The following is a 756-nucleotide window of genomic DNA, read 5'->3' as shown; positions in this document are numbered from 1 at the left end:
CGCTATCGATTTGATCGCTACCATGTTATTAAGCACAAGTCCCTTGCAGATACGATGGTGAACTTCGTTCAAAATGAAATGATTGCTCACCCTGCAGTAAACGACTTGGCCGATCGAGATAAGCCAGAAACCAAAGAAATTAAATCGGCAATTCGCCAACTTCGCTCTTCTCTTGCTCAAGCCAACTATCAATTTGCCCATGAGTCAGCGGCGGAAGATAAAGTAAAGATCACACCACTTGTTGGTCTTGGTAAGCGTCGAAACTTACTAAACCAGCAAATCGTCAAGCTACTAGCAGCAGCAAAAAACGAAATTTTCATCTGTACGCCATATTTTAACTTCCCTAAATCAATTCACCGGGAAGTAAAACGTGCAATGAAACGTGGAGTAAAAGTAACGATCGTGGTAGGAGATAAAACCGCGAACGATTTCTATATCTCTCCAGAAGAAGATTTCAAAACCATTGGTGGTCTTCCTTACCTTTACGAGGTAAATCTGCGCCGCTTTGCCAAAGCAAATGAGGCGAACATTGCAGCTCGTAAGCTTTCAGTGCACTTATGGAAGCATGAAAACAACAGCTTCCACCTAAAAGGTATCTGGGTTGATAAACGATACATGCTGCTTACGGGTAACAACTTAAATCCGCGTGCTTGGTCTCTCGATCTTGAAAATGGTTTATTGATTCAAGATGACTACGCAAACCTTACTCATAAGTTTGAAGATGAAGTAGCCCGAATCCTTGAACATACGCAGCTA

General features: G+C 42.2%; 1 protein-coding gene. It reads left to right on the top strand.

Annotation, left to right across the window (positions count from 1 at the left end):
• Positions 1–756 (top strand): CDP-diacylglycerol--serine O-phosphatidyltransferase (pssA, locus tag R7Q48_RS26900; RefSeq protein ID WP_318133300.1); only part of this gene is annotated, 756 nt, incomplete at both ends.

It is taken from the genome of Vibrio sp. 378 (assembly GCF_033339435.1).
This window is presented reverse-complemented; position numbering and strand designations above follow the sequence as displayed.